General features: G+C 65.7%; 15 protein-coding genes and 1 pseudogene. 5 read left to right on the forward strand and 11 right to left on the reverse strand.

The annotated features are described in order from the left end of the window. Nucleotides 1-31 precede the first annotated feature (31 nt). Nucleotides 32-685 (forward strand): HAD family hydrolase, encoded by a 654-nt coding sequence (locus BMY07_RS14385; protein WP_092778521.1) that lies wholly within the window; start codon nucleotides 32-34, stop codon nucleotides 683-685. Between the two features lies 1 nt (nucleotide 686). On the opposite strand, the gene BMY07_RS35380 is transcribed toward BMY07_RS14385, so the two are convergent. Continuing rightward, entirely contained in the window at nucleotides 687-1,277 is a 591-nt protein-coding gene (locus BMY07_RS35380) for a hypothetical protein (RefSeq protein ID WP_245782438.1), read from the reverse strand. A gap of 261 nt (nucleotides 1,278-1,538) precedes the next feature. Between BMY07_RS35380 and BMY07_RS35385 the strand changes: the two genes are divergently transcribed. Then, nucleotides 1,539-1,694, forward strand: coding sequence for a hypothetical protein (locus tag BMY07_RS35385; RefSeq protein ID WP_245782439.1), 156 nt, complete (start codon nucleotides 1,539-1,541; stop codon nucleotides 1,692-1,694). 141 nt (nucleotides 1,695-1,835) lie between these two features. Here the strand turns inward: BMY07_RS35385 and BMY07_RS36055 are convergent. From BMY07_RS36055 to BMY07_RS14410, 5 genes and pseudogenes are all read right to left on the reverse strand, one after another. Next, nucleotides 1,836-2,120, reverse strand: a pseudogene (locus BMY07_RS36055) (helix-turn-helix transcriptional regulator); the annotation flags it as partial. Nucleotides 2,121-2,337: 217 nt separating this feature from the next. After that, the gene (locus BMY07_RS14395) at nucleotides 2,338-2,829 is read right to left on the reverse strand and encodes an NUDIX hydrolase (protein ID WP_092778523.1); all 492 of its coding nucleotides are present in this window, start codon (nucleotides 2,827-2,829) and stop codon (nucleotides 2,338-2,340) included. A gap of 64 nt (nucleotides 2,830-2,893) precedes the next feature. Continuing rightward, nucleotides 2,894-3,733 carry an endonuclease/exonuclease/phosphatase family protein gene (locus BMY07_RS14400; protein ID WP_092778524.1) on the reverse strand — a complete coding sequence of 280 codons (840 nt, stop codon included), beginning with the start codon at nucleotides 3,731-3,733 and terminating at the stop codon, nucleotides 2,894-2,896. Further along, nucleotides 3,730-4,362 (reverse strand): dTMP kinase, encoded by a 633-nt coding sequence (tmk, locus tag BMY07_RS14405; protein ID WP_092778525.1) that lies wholly within the window; start codon nucleotides 4,360-4,362, stop codon nucleotides 3,730-3,732. Before tmk ends, BMY07_RS14400 begins: the two co-directional genes overlap by 4 nt. Then, nucleotides 4,359-5,471 carry a radical SAM protein gene (locus BMY07_RS14410; RefSeq protein ID WP_092778526.1) on the reverse strand — a complete coding sequence of 371 codons (1,113 nt, stop codon included), beginning with the start codon at nucleotides 5,469-5,471 and terminating at the stop codon, nucleotides 4,359-4,361. The genes tmk and BMY07_RS14410 overlap by 4 nt, the downstream gene beginning before the upstream one ends. Before the next feature lie 186 nt (nucleotides 5,472-5,657). On the opposite strand from BMY07_RS14410, the gene BMY07_RS14415 reads away from it, so the two are divergent. Further along, nucleotides 5,658-6,692, forward strand: coding sequence for a LysR family transcriptional regulator (locus tag BMY07_RS14415; RefSeq protein WP_092778528.1), 1,035 nt, complete (start codon nucleotides 5,658-5,660; stop codon nucleotides 6,690-6,692). A 290-nt stretch (nucleotides 6,693-6,982) separates the two neighbouring features. Here the strand turns inward: BMY07_RS14415 and BMY07_RS14420 are convergent, their stop codons facing one another. Genes BMY07_RS14420 through BMY07_RS14430 form a run of 3 tightly spaced genes read right to left on the reverse strand, consistent with a single transcriptional unit; the run spans nucleotide 6,983 to nucleotide 8,159 of the window. Further along, nucleotides 6,983-7,543: a DUF6461 domain-containing protein gene (locus tag BMY07_RS14420; RefSeq protein ID WP_092778529.1), complete on the reverse strand. Its 561-nt coding sequence runs from the start codon at nucleotides 7,541-7,543 to the stop codon at nucleotides 6,983-6,985. Then, nucleotides 7,531-7,956, reverse strand: a complete 426-nt coding sequence (locus BMY07_RS14425) for a NucA/NucB deoxyribonuclease domain-containing protein (RefSeq protein WP_143073482.1) — start codon at nucleotides 7,954-7,956, stop codon at nucleotides 7,531-7,533. Before BMY07_RS14425 ends, BMY07_RS14420 begins: the two co-directional genes overlap by 13 nt. After that, nucleotides 7,953-8,159, reverse strand: coding sequence for a hypothetical protein (locus tag BMY07_RS14430; RefSeq protein WP_092778531.1), 207 nt, complete (start codon nucleotides 8,157-8,159; stop codon nucleotides 7,953-7,955). The genes BMY07_RS14425 and BMY07_RS14430 overlap by 4 nt, the downstream gene beginning before the upstream one ends. A gap of 1,113 nt (nucleotides 8,160-9,272) precedes the next feature. Here BMY07_RS14430 and BMY07_RS33675 point away from each other — a divergent pair. Further along, nucleotides 9,273-9,527 carry a hypothetical protein gene (locus BMY07_RS33675; protein WP_143073483.1) on the forward strand — a complete coding sequence of 85 codons (255 nt, stop codon included), beginning with the start codon at nucleotides 9,273-9,275 and terminating at the stop codon, nucleotides 9,525-9,527. A 137-nt stretch (nucleotides 9,528-9,664) separates the two neighbouring features. Further along, a complete protein-coding gene (locus BMY07_RS14435; RefSeq protein ID WP_092778532.1) occupies nucleotides 9,665-10,870 on the forward strand; it encodes a hypothetical protein in 1,206 nt (401 codons plus the stop codon). A gap of 494 nt (nucleotides 10,871-11,364) precedes the next feature. Here the strand turns inward: BMY07_RS14435 and BMY07_RS14440 are convergent, their stop codons facing one another. Both BMY07_RS14440 and BMY07_RS14445 read right to left on the reverse strand, forming a co-directional pair. Beyond that, nucleotides 11,365-12,867 carry a UvrD-helicase domain-containing protein gene (locus BMY07_RS14440; protein ID WP_143073484.1) on the reverse strand — a complete coding sequence of 501 codons (1,503 nt, stop codon included), beginning with the start codon at nucleotides 12,865-12,867 and terminating at the stop codon, nucleotides 11,365-11,367. 17 nt (nucleotides 12,868-12,884) lie between these two features. Beyond that, a complete protein-coding gene (locus tag BMY07_RS14445; protein WP_143073485.1) occupies nucleotides 12,885-14,930 on the reverse strand; it encodes an ATP-dependent nuclease in 2,046 nt (681 codons plus the stop codon). Nucleotides 14,931-15,208: the final 278 nt, after the last annotated feature.

Raw genomic sequence — 15,208 nt, forward strand, 5'->3', positions numbered from 1 at the left:
GGTCGCGTGTGCCAATGGATGGCGTAGGAGTATGGGGGTCGTGATCGCAGTGGTGTTCGATGTCGGCGAGACCTTGTTGGACGACTCGCGTGAATGGGGAGCGTGGGCGGACTGGGTCGGTGTACCCCGCCACACGTTCTCCGCTGTTCTCGGGGCGGTGACTGCCGAGGGTCGGAACAACGTCGAGACCTTCCAGTACTTCAAGCCCGGGTTCGACCTTGCCCGCGAACGCCGACTCCGAGAGGAAGCCGGGATCGGTGAGTCCATCCAGGACAGTGACCTGTACGCCGACGTCCGGCCGGGCTTGGCCGCGTTGCGCGAACATGGCCTGTGGGTCGGCATCGCAGGCAACCAGACCGCCCACGCCGCTACCCTGCTCCGCCGCCTGGACCTCCCCGTGGACGCGATCGCGACTTCGGGCGAATGGGGCGTTGCCAAGCCCTCGTCCCGGTTCTTCGAGCGTGTCGCGGATATGGTGCCCCACCACTGCACCGAGACCGTCTACGTGGGCGACCACCGGGACTACGACATCGTGGCCGCGAAGGCCGCAGGGTGCAAGACAGCACTGATCAAGCGTGGTCCCTGGGGCTACCTGTGGGCCGAGGATCCGCTGGTGCGCCGCGACGCGGACTGGATCATCGACTCCCTGCTCGACCTACCCGACCTGCTCAGCGACCTGAACTGACTCAGCGCGCCCGGGCCCACGCGGCGAGGTCTATCAGCCCGGATCCCGCGGCGCTGTGGGTGCGCAGCAAGGTCGAGAGGGTCTGGCGGACCTGGGGATGCGCGCGAGTGTGTTCCGGCGCGGCCTGGCGAGCGGCCAGCAGACACAGGTAGGCGTCCTCGTGGCGGCCCAGCATGAGTTGGGCGCGGGCAAGGTCGATGAAGTAGTGGGAACGACGCTCAGCGGGCAAGGTCTCGGGCGGCAGCCACCCCGCCGCTCGTTCGATCCTGGTCGGCTCGCGTAGTTCCACAGCGACGGCGAGTTCGTGGATGCGCAGCGAGTCAGGACCGAACGCGGTACCCAGATAGACACCCTCGGGTACAACGGACGCCGCACGGCGGGCTTCGCGCAGGTGGTCGGCAGCCCGGTCCGCCTTGCCCGCCCGGCCCGCGACGACAGCGGCCCGCATGTGGAGCGCGCCCAGCGAGGCGTGCGCGGCAGCGGAATCGAGCAACGGGACGCGGTCCAAAGCGTGCTCGAGAGCACGGGCCGCAGTGCCCAGATCCCCGCTGGCGAAGAACGTCTCTGTCCGCACATACGCGACAGCGGCCACCAACAGTGGGTCCTCAGCACACTGGGCGGCTGTACGCATCAGGTCAATCAACCGCGCCGACAGATCTAGATAGCCGAACTTGAAGGCCACTCCGTCAGCGGCGCGCAGAGCCAACGTCAACAAGGCAGCCGTCCGACGCCGACCGGCCACGTCACTAAGCTGGTTCGCCCTCGCCAGCTCGGTGATGAGGTCAGGCAGACGACGAGCGAGCCCGCCATACCGCGACTGCACCCTATCATCACTGGCACGCACGATCTCGCCTTGGAGATCAGCGATCGACCTCGTAGGTCCATCATCCGGCATGTCCAAGCCGTCAAGCGCACGACGCAGACGCGGAACGGCAGCATGCACAACATCAACCTCGGCGACCAGTGCGCGTTCACCGGCACCGCCGTCCACGGACAACTCAATTCGTGACAGGGCCATACTCACAACCGGAGCGGAGGCCGCTCTGCCAGAACGCACGGTGGCGCTGTCGAGCAAGACCTCCAGGTGGCCGAGGGAGACCTTCAGAGCATGGGCCAACGCAGGCCTCTGCCACGCCTGCGGTGACTGAACCCCACGCTCCCAACGACCAACAGTGGTCCGCTCCACCTCCAACGCGGTTGCGAGGCTCTCCTGAGTGAATCCAGCAGTTGCCCGGGCGGCGGCCAGAGGGGAATTGGGCCGGGCAGCCATCGAACACCACCTCTCTCCACGCTGCACAACGCGTCTTCGGCCCTGGGCGCGACCAGCGTGACCACGACATGAACCAGGCGAATTAACGTGGACATCGGGATGATGATCAGCCGTTGGGACTGGTCGCATCCACGAGCTTTTAGCTCCGATTTCCACCGTCGTCATTGATATCACAGTGTGGGCCAAGCCGTAATGCTGGCATGGCGTCCGCACCGCACCGAGTCTCACCGACCAAACTTGAGTATCCGCATCCCGCGCCACACCGAATGAGCTGACACTAGCTCTACGGGGTAGATATCAGCGGAGACGACCACTAGCCGTCGCTACCGAAGCGGGATGTCCCGCAGCCCTAAGTTCAGGTTCCTAGCAGCGGTGACACCGGTTAGTCGGCGAGAGCCAATGGTTCCGAGCCGAGCTGGTCGGTGAGGAGGTCGTGCAGGAGGGTGGGCAGTGTGGGAGGGAGGAGTTTGTCGCGGCAGCGGCGGAGGTCCTGGGCTGTCCACCAGCGGCGTTCGACAAGTCCTGCCTTCTCGTTGGCTGTGGGTTTGAGTGGCACTCGGGGTGCCGTGGTGGGGGTTCGAGCAAGGAAGACGTGTTCGATGCGGTGGTGGTCGCGGCCCTTGTAGTGGAATCGGGTCTCGCGCACCCAGAGTTTGCGCCCCAGGGTCGTGAGCAGGATTCCGGTTTCCTCGGCGACCTCTCGGCGTGCCGCGGCGTGGAGGTCTTCGCCATAGTCGAGTCCTCCGCCGGGGAGTTCCCACCAGTGGTGGTCGGGGTCGGTGGGGTCCAGGGCGTGGATGAGAAGCACGCGGTCGGCGGGGTCCAGGAGGAGGACGCGGGCGCCGACGCGGGGTGTTGTGGTGCGGGTGGGCATGGCGTGGGCTGGTCCTCGCGGTCCGCTGGCGGGCGTAGTGCCAGCAGGGGACCGTGAACCGGGTTCAGAACAAGGTCGGTTCCGACTCGGCGGGTGTGGCCACCGTGGCGGGGTCGGACGTTAGCAGGCGTGTGGTGACCGTCAGGGCCAGGCGCACCGAGAGCGCGGAATGGTCGGTGAGTCGCGTGCCGTCGGAGGCGGGTGTCCTGGTTTCGTGGAGGTATTCGCAGGCGAGCAGGGCGTCGGCCAGTGCGTGTGTGCCGTGGGCGTGGTCGTAGCGGTAACCCAATTCGGGTCGACGTGCCCAGCTGTGTTGGATCTCGTGTGGGTGCAGGTGCCGGAACAGGTCGCGTAGGCCGTGGCGGTGGGTGAGGTCGGTGTAGAAGTCGTACTCGAATGGAGCGAATTGGCCCCGGTGTGGGGGTTGGTGGTCGGGTTCGAGGACGTTGAGGTCGCCGAGCAGCAGCAGCGGCGCGGAGCCTGCTGTCGCGTCCATGGCGTGGGTGAAGTGCTTGGTCCAGGTCTTCTTGCGTTCGGTCTTCTCAGCACTGGCGTCTCGTGAGGGAACGTAGGCGCCGATGACGCGGACGGGACCGTTCGTCGTGTCGATGACGATCCCGGTAGCGCGTGCGGGCAGGTAGTCCAGTGCGGCACCGAGTGGGTCCGGTGCGACCGGGATCTTGCTGGCGATCATGACGCCGAGTTCGCCGGGGCCGTGCGCGGGAAAGGTGACGGCGTATCCGGCGGTGGCGAGGGCTTCCGCGAGGTAGTGGCTGCCCGGGGTGGCCTTGGTCTCGGTGAGTACCAGGACGTCCTCGGGCCGTTGCGCGAGCCAGCGCAGTTGGCGGTGGGCGCGGTCGAGGGAGGGTGCGCCGATGTTGATGGTGATCAGGCTGAGGGTCATGCCGCGCTCTTCTCGGTCATGGCGTGGTGGACGAGGGACACGATGGCCGCGGCGATTGTCTCGGGTGGCTCGGTGGTGGCTTCCACCGAGGTGACCCGCCAGCCCCGTTCGCGCAGATTGTCGATGGCTCGGACGTAGTGCTCGGTCTCGCGCAGGCTGTTGTCGGCGGCGCGTTCGAAGCGGCTGTGCCCGCCGCGCGCCCGAAGTCGTGTGTTGATGACGTGGGGGTCGCCGGTGAGGATGACTGACAGGTCGGGCCGGTAGACGCCGTGGTTGAGCTGCCACACCACTTCCGCGGACACACCATCAAGGCCTTGCAACACCAGCGAGGAGGCGACATACCGGTCGCACACCACGACCGTGCCGTGGCGTAGGGCGGGCAGGATCTCGGTGTCGAGTTGGTGATGGCGGTCTGCGGCGCACAGGCAGGCCAGAGCCATGCCGTGATAGGTGTCCGTCCCGTGACGCGCCAGCTCGCCGAGCCGGGCGCGGGACGGCTGAGAGGTGGCGTGCACCGGCACGCCGGCGGCCGCGAGGCTCTCGGTGATGAGTCTGGCGGTGGTGGACTTGCCCACGCCGCCGGGCCCGTCCAGCGTGAGCAGCAGGCCGGGAAGGCGAGCGTTGTTCATGCGGGCATCAGCGGCAGCAGCCTGCGTCCCTCCGTGGGCGTGGTGATCGGGCACTGCTCGGTGTCGAGGTCACCGATGCGTCCGCCTGCGGCGACGACGGCTGCCGGGCACCCTTTGCCGCAGCCGGAGCTCAGGGAGCAGGCGGTGCAGGTGGGATTGGCGCCGACCTGGTAGCGGTCGTGGAATCGGTAGTCGTCGAGTCGTTGGGCGATGTCGGGATCGGTGAGGATATTGCCGACGATGAACTCGGTGTCGGCGTGTTGCGAGGCTGGTGTGCGGGCGGCGAACACGAGGTAGGGGCATACCGTGACCTCGCCGGGGGTGAACACGTAGATGATCGTGCCCGCCTCGCACCCGGCCAGCGGGCGTCCCGCGGTGTTGGGGAAGCGGATGTGGGCGATGTCGAGGTCAGGTCCGTCGAACGGGGCGGTCAGTTCGAAGATCTCCCGCATGTGCAGGGTCGTCTTGGCCAGCCTCGCCTGGGACTTGACGCCGCGACCCATGCTGCCGAGCGGGTTGAGCAGCACGTAGCGGGCGCCGTGGACGCGGGCGAATGCGCAGAGCCGGGCGTACTCCTCGTTCTGCGCCAGCGAGTTCGGCGTGCACAGCAACCCCTGCAATATGCCCGCCGCGGCGATCTTCTCCACCGTGGCGATGGTGACGGCGAAACTTGCCCGGTCGCCGCGGAACTTGCCGTGTGACTCGGCCGCGAACCCGTCCAACGAAACATTGCAATGCACCCCGAGGGCAGCAAGTGTGCTGATCTGGGCGTCGTCGAGGGTGGTCGCGTTGGTGCACACACCGACACTCATCCCCGCTGCCCGGAACGCTGCCACGATGGCCAGGAACTCCGGATGGATGGACGGCTCGCCACCGGTCAACGTCACCCTCGTGACCCGGGCCGCGGCCAAGCCCGGGATCACCCTCACCACAACGTCTTCCAGCGACATCCGCCCACCGATCCTCGTCGCCGAGACGAAACAGTGAGCGCAGCGCAAATTGCAATCCTCGTTGATCTGCACCAGCGCCTTGCGGAACGGCTGCTCCACCGTGGTACGGAAGTAGCACGACGACGCCACCTCGTCGGTGGCGATGCTGCGAGCGGTCATCGGAAACCTCGCTTCCCCAAGCGATACACCGAAAGAGCCCGAACGGGCGAAAACCCACATGATGTCCGCTCGGACAGTAGCGCGGCCCGCGATGTCTCGGCGAACATCTCTGGGCCACCCCAACGCGAACTGCGGCCAACGACAACCCAGCTGTCCCAACGAACATCACCAACCCGCGGGAGAACCATGCCTGGCACGGACACCGGCGCGACGGAGACCCTCACGGCGCTGCTGGGGTGCCCACCTCACCTGCTCGACCTCAGCCTCGACCAACTCCGCACACTCGCCGTCGTGCACGCTACCGGCACCGCCCAACGCGCGGCCCGCGCACTCGGACGCGAGCAATCCAGCGTGCAGAAACAACTCGACCACCTCAACAAGACCGCCACCCGACTCGTCGGCGAGGCACTCGTGGTCAAACAAGGCCGAGGCAAAGACTTCCTGTTCACCACCACCGGCGAAGAGCTGGTCGCCCTGGCGCGCAGCACACTCTCAACCTGGAACAACAGCCTGCACCAAAGCCGACGACGACTCGGATCCACGGTCACCTTCGGCACCACCGAGTTCACCGTCCAGTTCCTCGGCGCCATCTGGCCCACACTCCGCCACGACTTCGAAGCCCGCGGCATCCACCTCACCATCGAACACGTCCGCACCCGCGACCTCTGGCGCACCCTCGACAGCAAGAAGGTCGACATCGTCTGCGGCAGCCTCGCCGCCCCGCCCAACGAGGCCCCCACCCACGACTACGACTTCCTCGAATGGCACCGAGAACGCGTCGCCCTCCTCACCAACCTCACCACCCGCGAACTCCCCGACACCCCCATCACCGCCACCCAACTACCCACCCTCCCCCTCCTCACCCCCACAGCCGGACTCCTCGCCGACTTCCTCACCCGCTGGTACGGCCCCGACTACCACTCCACCCTCACCGTCATCGCCACCATCGACTCCCTCAACTACGGCCTCAACCTCCTCACCACCCACCTCCTCCACGGCTGCCTCCTCACCACCGACCGCGTCGCCGACGCCGCCCTCAACGGCCACCTCCCCGGCCAAGGCCTCCGCAAACTCACCCTCGCCACCGACTACCACCCCCACCTCGAAATCGTCACCGGCATCTTCACCCGCAAACACGAACGCACCCACTACACCCCCGACCACCCCCTCAACCTCCTCTGGAACGCCTTCGCGGAAGCCTCACCCGCAAAACGTCCGTGAATCACCACCATTCGGGCTCCACGGCTTCGAGTTCTTGCGATAGGCACGCGCCCGCTGCGTCCGAGCGTTGGTCGAGAACCATCCGTAGGCCAGACCGCAAAAACAGTCAAGTGGGCACCGGTTCCAAGCCGATAGCAGTGACGGCGCGCACTGCGCTGCCGCCCTGCGGACCGCCTTCCCCGCCGTCCCCGGACCAACGCCATCCCCGAACCCGACCCGAGCGGGCCGAACAGATCCAGCGTGACGAGAAGTCTTTCCAGCAGGCGTTGGACCGGGCTGCGGCGGCTGGCCTAGGCCGGGAGGCGGTAGGTCGGCAGTGGAGTGGTCAACCAGGACTCCTCGAACGCCACCGCGGTCACCCGTTCCACCGCGGCGAGGCTGGCGGACTTGAGGTGGTCGAGGGGAAAGTCCTCGGGCTCCACCCAGCCGGGCAGCATGTCGTTGGCCCCGGCCGGGAGACCGATGAAGGTGGGGTCGAATCGGCCAACGAGCTGCCCGTCCCGGGCCTGCACGATCTGATGGTCGCCGTTGGCGCTCCAGTACACCGACACGAACAACCCGCTCGGGCTCGCGAGCTGCCGGGCGACGGCCGGGGCGTTGCCAACCCAGCCATTGGGCTCAATGGCCAGCACGCACTCGTCGTGGCGGGTGAGTTGCAGGAGACCGTAGTCGTCAACGTGCTCGTTGTGTTCGGCCAGCGCGGCCTCGAACGTCACGTCGGTGGGCTGGGCGTCGCCGCCGACGCCGTAGGCGGCCAGCACCTCGTACTCGGTCCGGCCGGTGGTCACGGCCAGGGTCCAGGCCAGGTCGAAGGCGGTGTCCGCCCACGCGTAGCGGGTCACAGCGCGCATTGTTCCAACTGCTCGTCAGCAACGTCGGCCCCGGCGAACCCGGTCGTGGCGACCTGGGCCGGGTTGGAGATGACCACCAGGAAACCGTCCCCCTGGCCGATCTTGGCCTTAGCGTATTCGGAGCTGATCGCCCCGCCCTGGCAACGTTGCTCGCGCAACGGGACCTCCTCGGTGCGCGCGCCGGAACCGCCCTCGTCCGTGGTCGCGAAGCCATATTCGTCGCAACTCCCCCCGTTCTTCGGCACGAACCGCCTACACGCCGCGGCCCGGTTGGCGGCCTGCTTGGCGGAGTTGCGGGTCAGGACCGACGGCTGACCCTCGCCCCAGGCCAGGTGGATGTTGCGGGCGATGAACGGCATCTTGGCCGCGTCGATCACCACCACCTTCACGTCCCCGCACTGCCGCGTTGTCAACGCGACCTCCACGGTGCACTGCCGGGCCTTGGCTTCCCCGTCACCGCCCACAGGAGCTGGTGGCCCTCGTCCTCGATCAGCACCGGGTCCTGGTTCTCGAACACGCCGGTCACGGTGTCGATCACCGCCTCCGGACCGAGATAGGCCACGATCCCGGCGACGGCCAGGATGGGCAGGAGCAAGCCGGACTTGGTGCGGGGCATCGGTTTCCTTCGCGCTACAACCTGTTTCCACGCGGACACGGACAGGTGTAGCAAGATCACCAACGCGACGACACAGAGCTTTGGACGGAGGATTCCTCCGGGGGCGAAGTGACTACGCGGTCACCGTCGGGAACCAGCACGCCAGACGATGTCCACATCGAACATATGCGCGAACGGGTGATATGTTGCCAGGCATGACACCGCCCTCCTCGCTCACTCCACCGGACGGGGTGCTGCGGTACCGGCTCGATCCCGTGGGCGCGGTGATCGCCATCCTGCCCACCAGGTGCAAGAGCGGGCGACACCCACTCGTTCCCGGCATCAGCACCGCGCGCGCCGCGGACGGCGAACTCCGGGGCGACTGCCCGGCCCGCGCCACCACACCGGGCGGCACCGACACCGGCTGGCTGTGGACCGGCGATCACCGCTACCCGGAACGGGCCGAACTGGACGCGAGGTTCTACGACAATCGGCCAGCCCGTCTTCCCAGGGCGGCAAAGCGGCAAACCCGGGCGAGTCGTGATCATCAGCCCATACACCTCGTGGGACGGCGACACCCTACACGGCCGTAGCCGCGTGCTCACTCCGGCCTGGATCCGACTCGACGCCCTCTTCCCGCGACTGAAGGGAGCCCCGCGACATGTGATCGAGACCGGCCTCGACCTCACCGACGCCATCCCTGCACGCCTGCACGGCCGCTTCCCTAGCGTGGAGGGTGACTGGTGGGCATCGTCGACTACGAGATCAGCTACGCCTCAAGGACCAGCTCGTACCCTTCGCCGCCCTCCGTCGGCGGGCTAGAAGCGTGACGGCACCATCCTCCAGCGAACGGTTTCGATGGACGAGAGGGTGATGTCTTGTCCTAATTCTTCATCAACTCGATTGGGTTCGCGGTGCGCAGTCTTCATACTGGACCGCGCTGCTCGCCGTTGACTCGAGGAGGAGATCATCAGAAGAAGCCCCTCAGGCGTCGTCATTGGGTTGCTCCTGACGACGCTAGTGGCCTGTGGCTCGAGTGCGGACGAGAAGGCTGCGTCCCAGGATGGCGGTGGAAGCCACGCGTGCGAGAGGTTGTCGTCTGGCGACGCCAACCTCGGTAGGCTCAGCGATGCGATGAACGAGTTCGCTGACCCGGACTCGGCTGAAGCGGCGCGAAGCAAGCTGCGCGAGACGGCGGAAGGTCTTCGAGGTATGGCCAGGACCCCTGATCTTGCAGGGGCCCGCGATGTTCTTCTGAACACTGCGGACGCCTTGGACGACCTGGCGGGGAAAGGTTTCTCGGACGAAAGAGCCGCGACTCGCGCGGCTGACGCCTTGGCCGAGCTCGGAAAGAGATTGGAGGGGCCGTGCAGGCTCGCCGAAAACTGATGCGTCTCGTCGCTGTCATAGCAAGTTGCACACTCGCGAGCACTGGCACGCTGGCGATCGCGGCACCCGCGCCAGGACTTTGCGCCACGGACGAATCCAGGGGAGCGGTTCCGGCGGACTACCCGATCGAAGCGTGCATGACGACGTCGGAAGTCATCCTGAGGAACACGCTCGCGCTTCCGGTTCAGATCAAGCTCACCGGTGACGCGTCCGCTGTCCGGTCGGTCGGCGTTAACCAGGGATTGGCCGCTGCGCTCACGCGGTTGCGTCACTCCGACCCCTCCATCCTCATGCCGGGAGATGTCGCGCGTGTTCCACTGGACAAGGGCGGTTCGACGATCTCGGTTGAGCTCTCACGCGCGGGCCGAAACTTTGCTCTGCTCACCACGCTCGTGACGTTCATGCCCGGACTTCAGCTCGCGGATGTCAAGAAGTATTGGGGCATTTACACGACCCTGATCACCGAGATCTCGGACGTCTACGCCGACTATGAGAACTGCGTCGCGGACACGAACTGGGTCGAGCGGCTTAAGTGTGACGTCCTACGGGTCAGGAACGTCGAGTTCGCGGTCGGCAGGGCCGTCGCGTCCGGCCTCTCGAAGAAGCTGTTTAGCCTCTTTCTGAGCCTCCCGACCTACTTGAAGTGGGCTGACGCCCAGCCGAAGGACGCGAACAAGATCATCCACGGTACACGGACTCTGACCGTGGCAGCCAAGGCGGCGGGCGAACCGCCCGCCGTGAATACCGGTGTGGTGAAGCCCGCCGCGCCGGTCTTGGCCAACTTCTCCGTCCAGAGTGTTGGCGTGGGTGTCGCTGCCGTGATGTTCGACGTTGGCTGGACGGCTGGTACGGATCCGGTGCGGTGCGTGATCTACGTAGACGACTCGGCCGTGCAGGACAGCCAGTGCGGGACGCGTTCGTCGACGCGAGTCACCGGTCTCGCTGCGGGCATGCACAGATTCAAGGCGCTCGTCCGTGACCGTCTTGGCAACACCAGCCAGTGGTCGCCAGCGTTGACCGTCGACATTCCCGGCGACCCGGTTCCACCAACACCGGTTGTTCCTGCGGACCCGAAGCCGACCGTGGCCAACTTCGTCGTCGTTGTCAAGGGAGACGGCAACGTCGGAGTCGCGTTCGACGTCGGCTGGCAGAGTGGCCGAGATCCGGTGATCTGCCACTTCCTGATCGACGGGCAGTCCTGGTTCGACTCTCAGTGCGGCACGCGCTCGTCGAAGCAGTTCAGCGGTGTCAATCCAGGCCAGCACGTCTTCGACGTCCGGGTCAGCGATAGGTTCGGTGTCTACAGCGATCCGGTGCCGTCGATCGTGCGCACCACGACCTGATCGATTCTCGTCAAGGCCAAAACGACGCACGGGCGTCTGACGCCTGGTTGGGCATGGCGCACTTCGGCGGCTACGCCGGATTCGGCGGGTGAGCGACCTTGACGGGACTCCAGCGGGCGCCCCGTGGACGGTCTTCTCCGAAGCTCGGTTCGAGCAGGGCGTGCTGGCGGTGGTGGTCCCGGGTTCGTCGAGGGGAGCAGTGCCCAGAGTCGATTGGTGGGGTTAGGAAGATCCGACCCGGTCACTTTGTGCGCCGAGACCGTCGTAGTCTGGACTCAGTTGGGATCTTGGGACATCTCGATGCTCGCGGTCGATGCGCTGCTTCCAACACGTCACCTCTCCCTACTATGTGCGATCGAGAAAGTTCTCCCGCATTGACACGCTGATTTGCTGGTCGATCCGCTCGGCCTGTTGATCGGACAGCCTCTGAGAGCTCTCGTCGGCTATTTGAGATGCGTACTCAGAAGAGGGATTCGGCTGCATGATCCGCATAGTCACGTGTTGATTAGCAGAGTCCTGTACCTTGCTCTGGTACAGGCGACGTACAACTTGCGGTCGGTCTCTTCTGCGTTGTCGAGGCCGATCAGCAGTCGATCCCGCTCGGACCGTGACAGAACGACACCCACAACGTCCCACTCGCCGCCCTTGGCCTGGTGGGTCGTGAGGCCGAGTATCGGTTTGTCGGCATGAGCGAGTCGGGATGCGAGGTCGGCGAGGCGTCTGGTGTGTGCGTGGTGTGCTGGACGGAGTTGGCGGGACGAGACACTCTTGATGACCTCGGCGAGCGCGGAGTAGGCGTTGGTGACGGCCATCTTGTCGTTGCGTGCCAGAAGGTCCAGCACGTCCTGGAGTTTGCTGTAGACCTGATCGGTGATGTCGGGATCGTCGATACCCAGGGCAAGAAGGGCTTCGGTGAGATAGGTGGCCTGTCTTCCGAAGACGGTACTGGTCACATGGTTGAGCAACAGGGTGGCGGCTGCCTCTTCGGAGCCGCCTTTGAAGGACTGGAAGGCCAAGGGCAGGATGCGCTCACCGGCCGCCCACAGTTGCTTCCACGTGACGGCCAGCACCACGTCCACGGCGTGGTGGTCAGATGGGACGAGGCTGACGGCTCTACCGGCGCGTAGGTCAGATGCAAGCTGACGCTGCGCGGGATCGCGCCACCTGAATGAGTCGTTTAGCACGAGCGTGCGGGTTCCGGTGCGAAGCAGGAGGTCGCGTATCGCTTCGGGACGCGCGCCTCGAAAGACGTAGAGAGCCTGCCACGGGTCGCCGACCAGCGTGACGGACAAGCCGGCTTCGATCGCCAGTTCGATGACCTTCGCGTCGAGTTCGTTGGCGTCGAACACTTCGTCGACGATCAGGGCGCGTGTCGTCTTGACCCAGCGTGCCCGTATACGATCGGCGATCGAGCTGTCGTTCAGCGATGCCTCGAGAGCGTCCCGGACATCCTGGTGAGTGCAGATGCCGCTCATGAGCTTTTCTTTGATTACCCTGATCGGAACACGTGAAGTCGAGTTCAGGGTGATCCGCCGGAAGCGGATCTCACCCGATTCGACGAAGACTTCATAGGAGGCGTCGGTCCATGCACTCTGACTGAAGGCGTTCCAACTGTCGACAACTGTGAGCTCGGTGTGGCCGGTCGGCCACCGAAGCAAGCCTGCATCCAGCAGGTCGTGCAGCAGGTCGTACATGATCGTGTCGAGCGTGACGACGCGATGGGGCCAACCGAGGGCGACCGGTCCCCAGATCCGCGTAAGCCTTCGCCGCAGGTTCGATGTCGCCGCCTTGGTGAAACTCACAGCGGTGACTGACCGGTGATCGTTCCGCGCCTCGGCGGAGAAGCGCAGGGCACCGAAGCGCTGAGCCGCGACCGTGGTTTTGCCCGTCCCCGGCCCTGCGTCGATGAACAGGCGCTTCTCCGGAGTTCCACTGGCCACGATCTGTTGCCTGGTCAAATCTGCAGGACGTACGTCGCTACTCTGCAACGGCGGCATCCCGACCACTGTGCGGCTCACTCCTGTGCGTCGTTGGCGGCCGACGCCTCGGACGGGTCGTCGGGCGTCTCGTCGACATCAGTGGAGTAAAGAAAGTCGAAGATCTCTCTCAGATGGTCGGGGACAGCCAAGTCGGCCGCGCCCGAGTCGCGGCGCTCGGCGAGGCGGGCTGCCAGTTCCAAGGCGAACTCGCCCTTGCGTGAGGCGGCAGGACCTGCTGGAGAGCTTGCGCGGGTTGCGGTGGCTTTGCGGGGGCTGCGGAACAGTTCGTGAACCGCTCTGACGTCAAGCGGCTCAGGGACCTCGATGCGCAGGATGTCGAGCACTGCCTTAATGTGGATTTCGTTGCCGCTCGTGATGGACGGCTCGAGAGTCGGATGGCTGTGCACCACCCGAACCACCCGTGGATCATGAGCAGCGTCGGTCAGCCACTTCGGCTGTGTCGGTCTGTCTTCCAGTTCCTTATCGCTGTCGCGCAGCACCGCGAGCCGGTCACACAACTCCTGGCCACGAGTGGCCAGGAGCCGAACTGCCCACGAACCAACCTTGGTTCCCATCGGCACGATGCTCAAAGCGTCGACGAAGGACCGCTTGTCCTCGTCGCTGCCAGCCCATACCCAGCCGAACTCGCGCACCAACGCCGCGTCGGTGACTCCCTCGACCAGCAGCAGCCGCTCGGCGAACAGTGCCGCGGATCGGCTCGCGTCCAGGTGCAGCCGGGTCTTACGCATAACCTCCGCGCGATCCGGGATGTCCAGCTCGGCGATACCGCGGCACACGCGGCGACCGTCCCGGTCACGACGAAGAACGATGATCTGCTCCGGTGAGCACGAGGTGATGATGTCAGTGGCATGGCTGGACAGGATGATCTGCAACTCGGGACGACGACGGACGATCCGTTGCAGGTACCGGGCCAGGGAGTGCTGGAGTTGCGGGTGCAGGTGTGCTTCCGGCTCCTCGATGAGCACGGTGACGTGCAGCGGGCGGGACGGGAAGAAGGAGTCCTCCTCGCTCTCGCGCTCGGCCTGGGCCTGGCGCAACCTGACTTCCGCGTCGGCAGCCTCGGCAAGGTCGGACTCAACCGGTGATTCCGCAGAGGGAGTTCCACATTCCCCTTCTGCATTATCGGGATGTTCGGCCGGGTCGTCAGCTGTGGCAGCGATGAGCTGATCGGGGATCGCGGCCAGGATGACCGCGATGTGCAGCAAATTGACGTACCCCAAGCCGGAGACTTCCAGCGGACGTGCGTGCTCCCGGCCCTCCAGAACGGCCAGCATCAACTCCAGCACCCTGGCCAGATAGGTGTCGTCGATGACCTGGTTGCGCACGTAGGGCCAGTTGCGGGAGACCCCTGCCGACAGCGCCTGGAGGTGCGTGGAGATCCGTTCCTCGACGGCCCTGATCAATCCATCTCCGGTCAGTTGCTCCAACAGCGCAGACGCACGGGCTCGGAGACCGGTCAGGTCGCGACCTCCGCCTGAGTTCTGCCGCTGGGCGCGCAGCAACTCGACCAGGATGCGTGCTTCCCGGCGTGCCAACTCATCGACCGGATTGCGCCACGCTGGCAGGTACACCAACCGGAACGCATCAGCCTGGTCTCCCTCGACCGGCGTCAGCAGTCTTGATGCCACTCTGCCCAGGTCGCGGCTCAACCCTCGGGTCCACCCAATGGCCGTCGCTCCCGGCGTCGGTCGGCCACTGCGTGCCTGCATTGAGGCGCCCAGCGGGCTCTCCACGGAATCGCTGTCAGCGTAGGTCCACTCGACCTCGACCGATCGCTCACCCTCGCCCAAGGCAGCTCCGCTGGGCGGGCTGAGTCGAGGAAAGACCCTTGTGTGGGCAAGCTGGAGTGCTTCGGCCACGGTCGTCTTGCCCACGCCATTCGCACCCACCAGCACTGCGAATCGACCAGGAAACCGAACCTCGAAGTCGTACTCGGCACCGGCTCGTAGACCTCGTACCACCAGCTTGCTGAGGTGCACTATGCGATCGCCCTTCAGATCCTGCGACCCGACCAGGGGTGATCCGCTGACCGGTTGGACGAGGTATCGGTTGGCGTTCACTCAGCGTTACGGTACTGGATCGGTTCGGAGGTCGGCCAGAGTGCACCGACCCGGTAGTGCGCTCCATGGGGTCCGCCAATGAGGTGACTGAAAGCGTCGGCCGTAACGGAGTGGCGCAGGTCTCCGATCGTGATGAGCAAGCACGTGATCAAGGGAGGGACTCACTGAAGTGTCCGGCTGCCGTAGCCGCCGTACTAGCCTCTGCGGTTGCACTGCCGAGTAACGTCGTTACGAACTCGGTACAGCGTCGGGAGCGACGAGCGAGCGTCAGTGACGGG

Origin of the sequence: Actinokineospora terrae, from assembly GCF_900111175.1 — a bacterium.
Classification (GTDB): domain Bacteria; phylum Actinomycetota; class Actinomycetes; order Mycobacteriales; family Pseudonocardiaceae; genus Actinokineospora; species Actinokineospora terrae.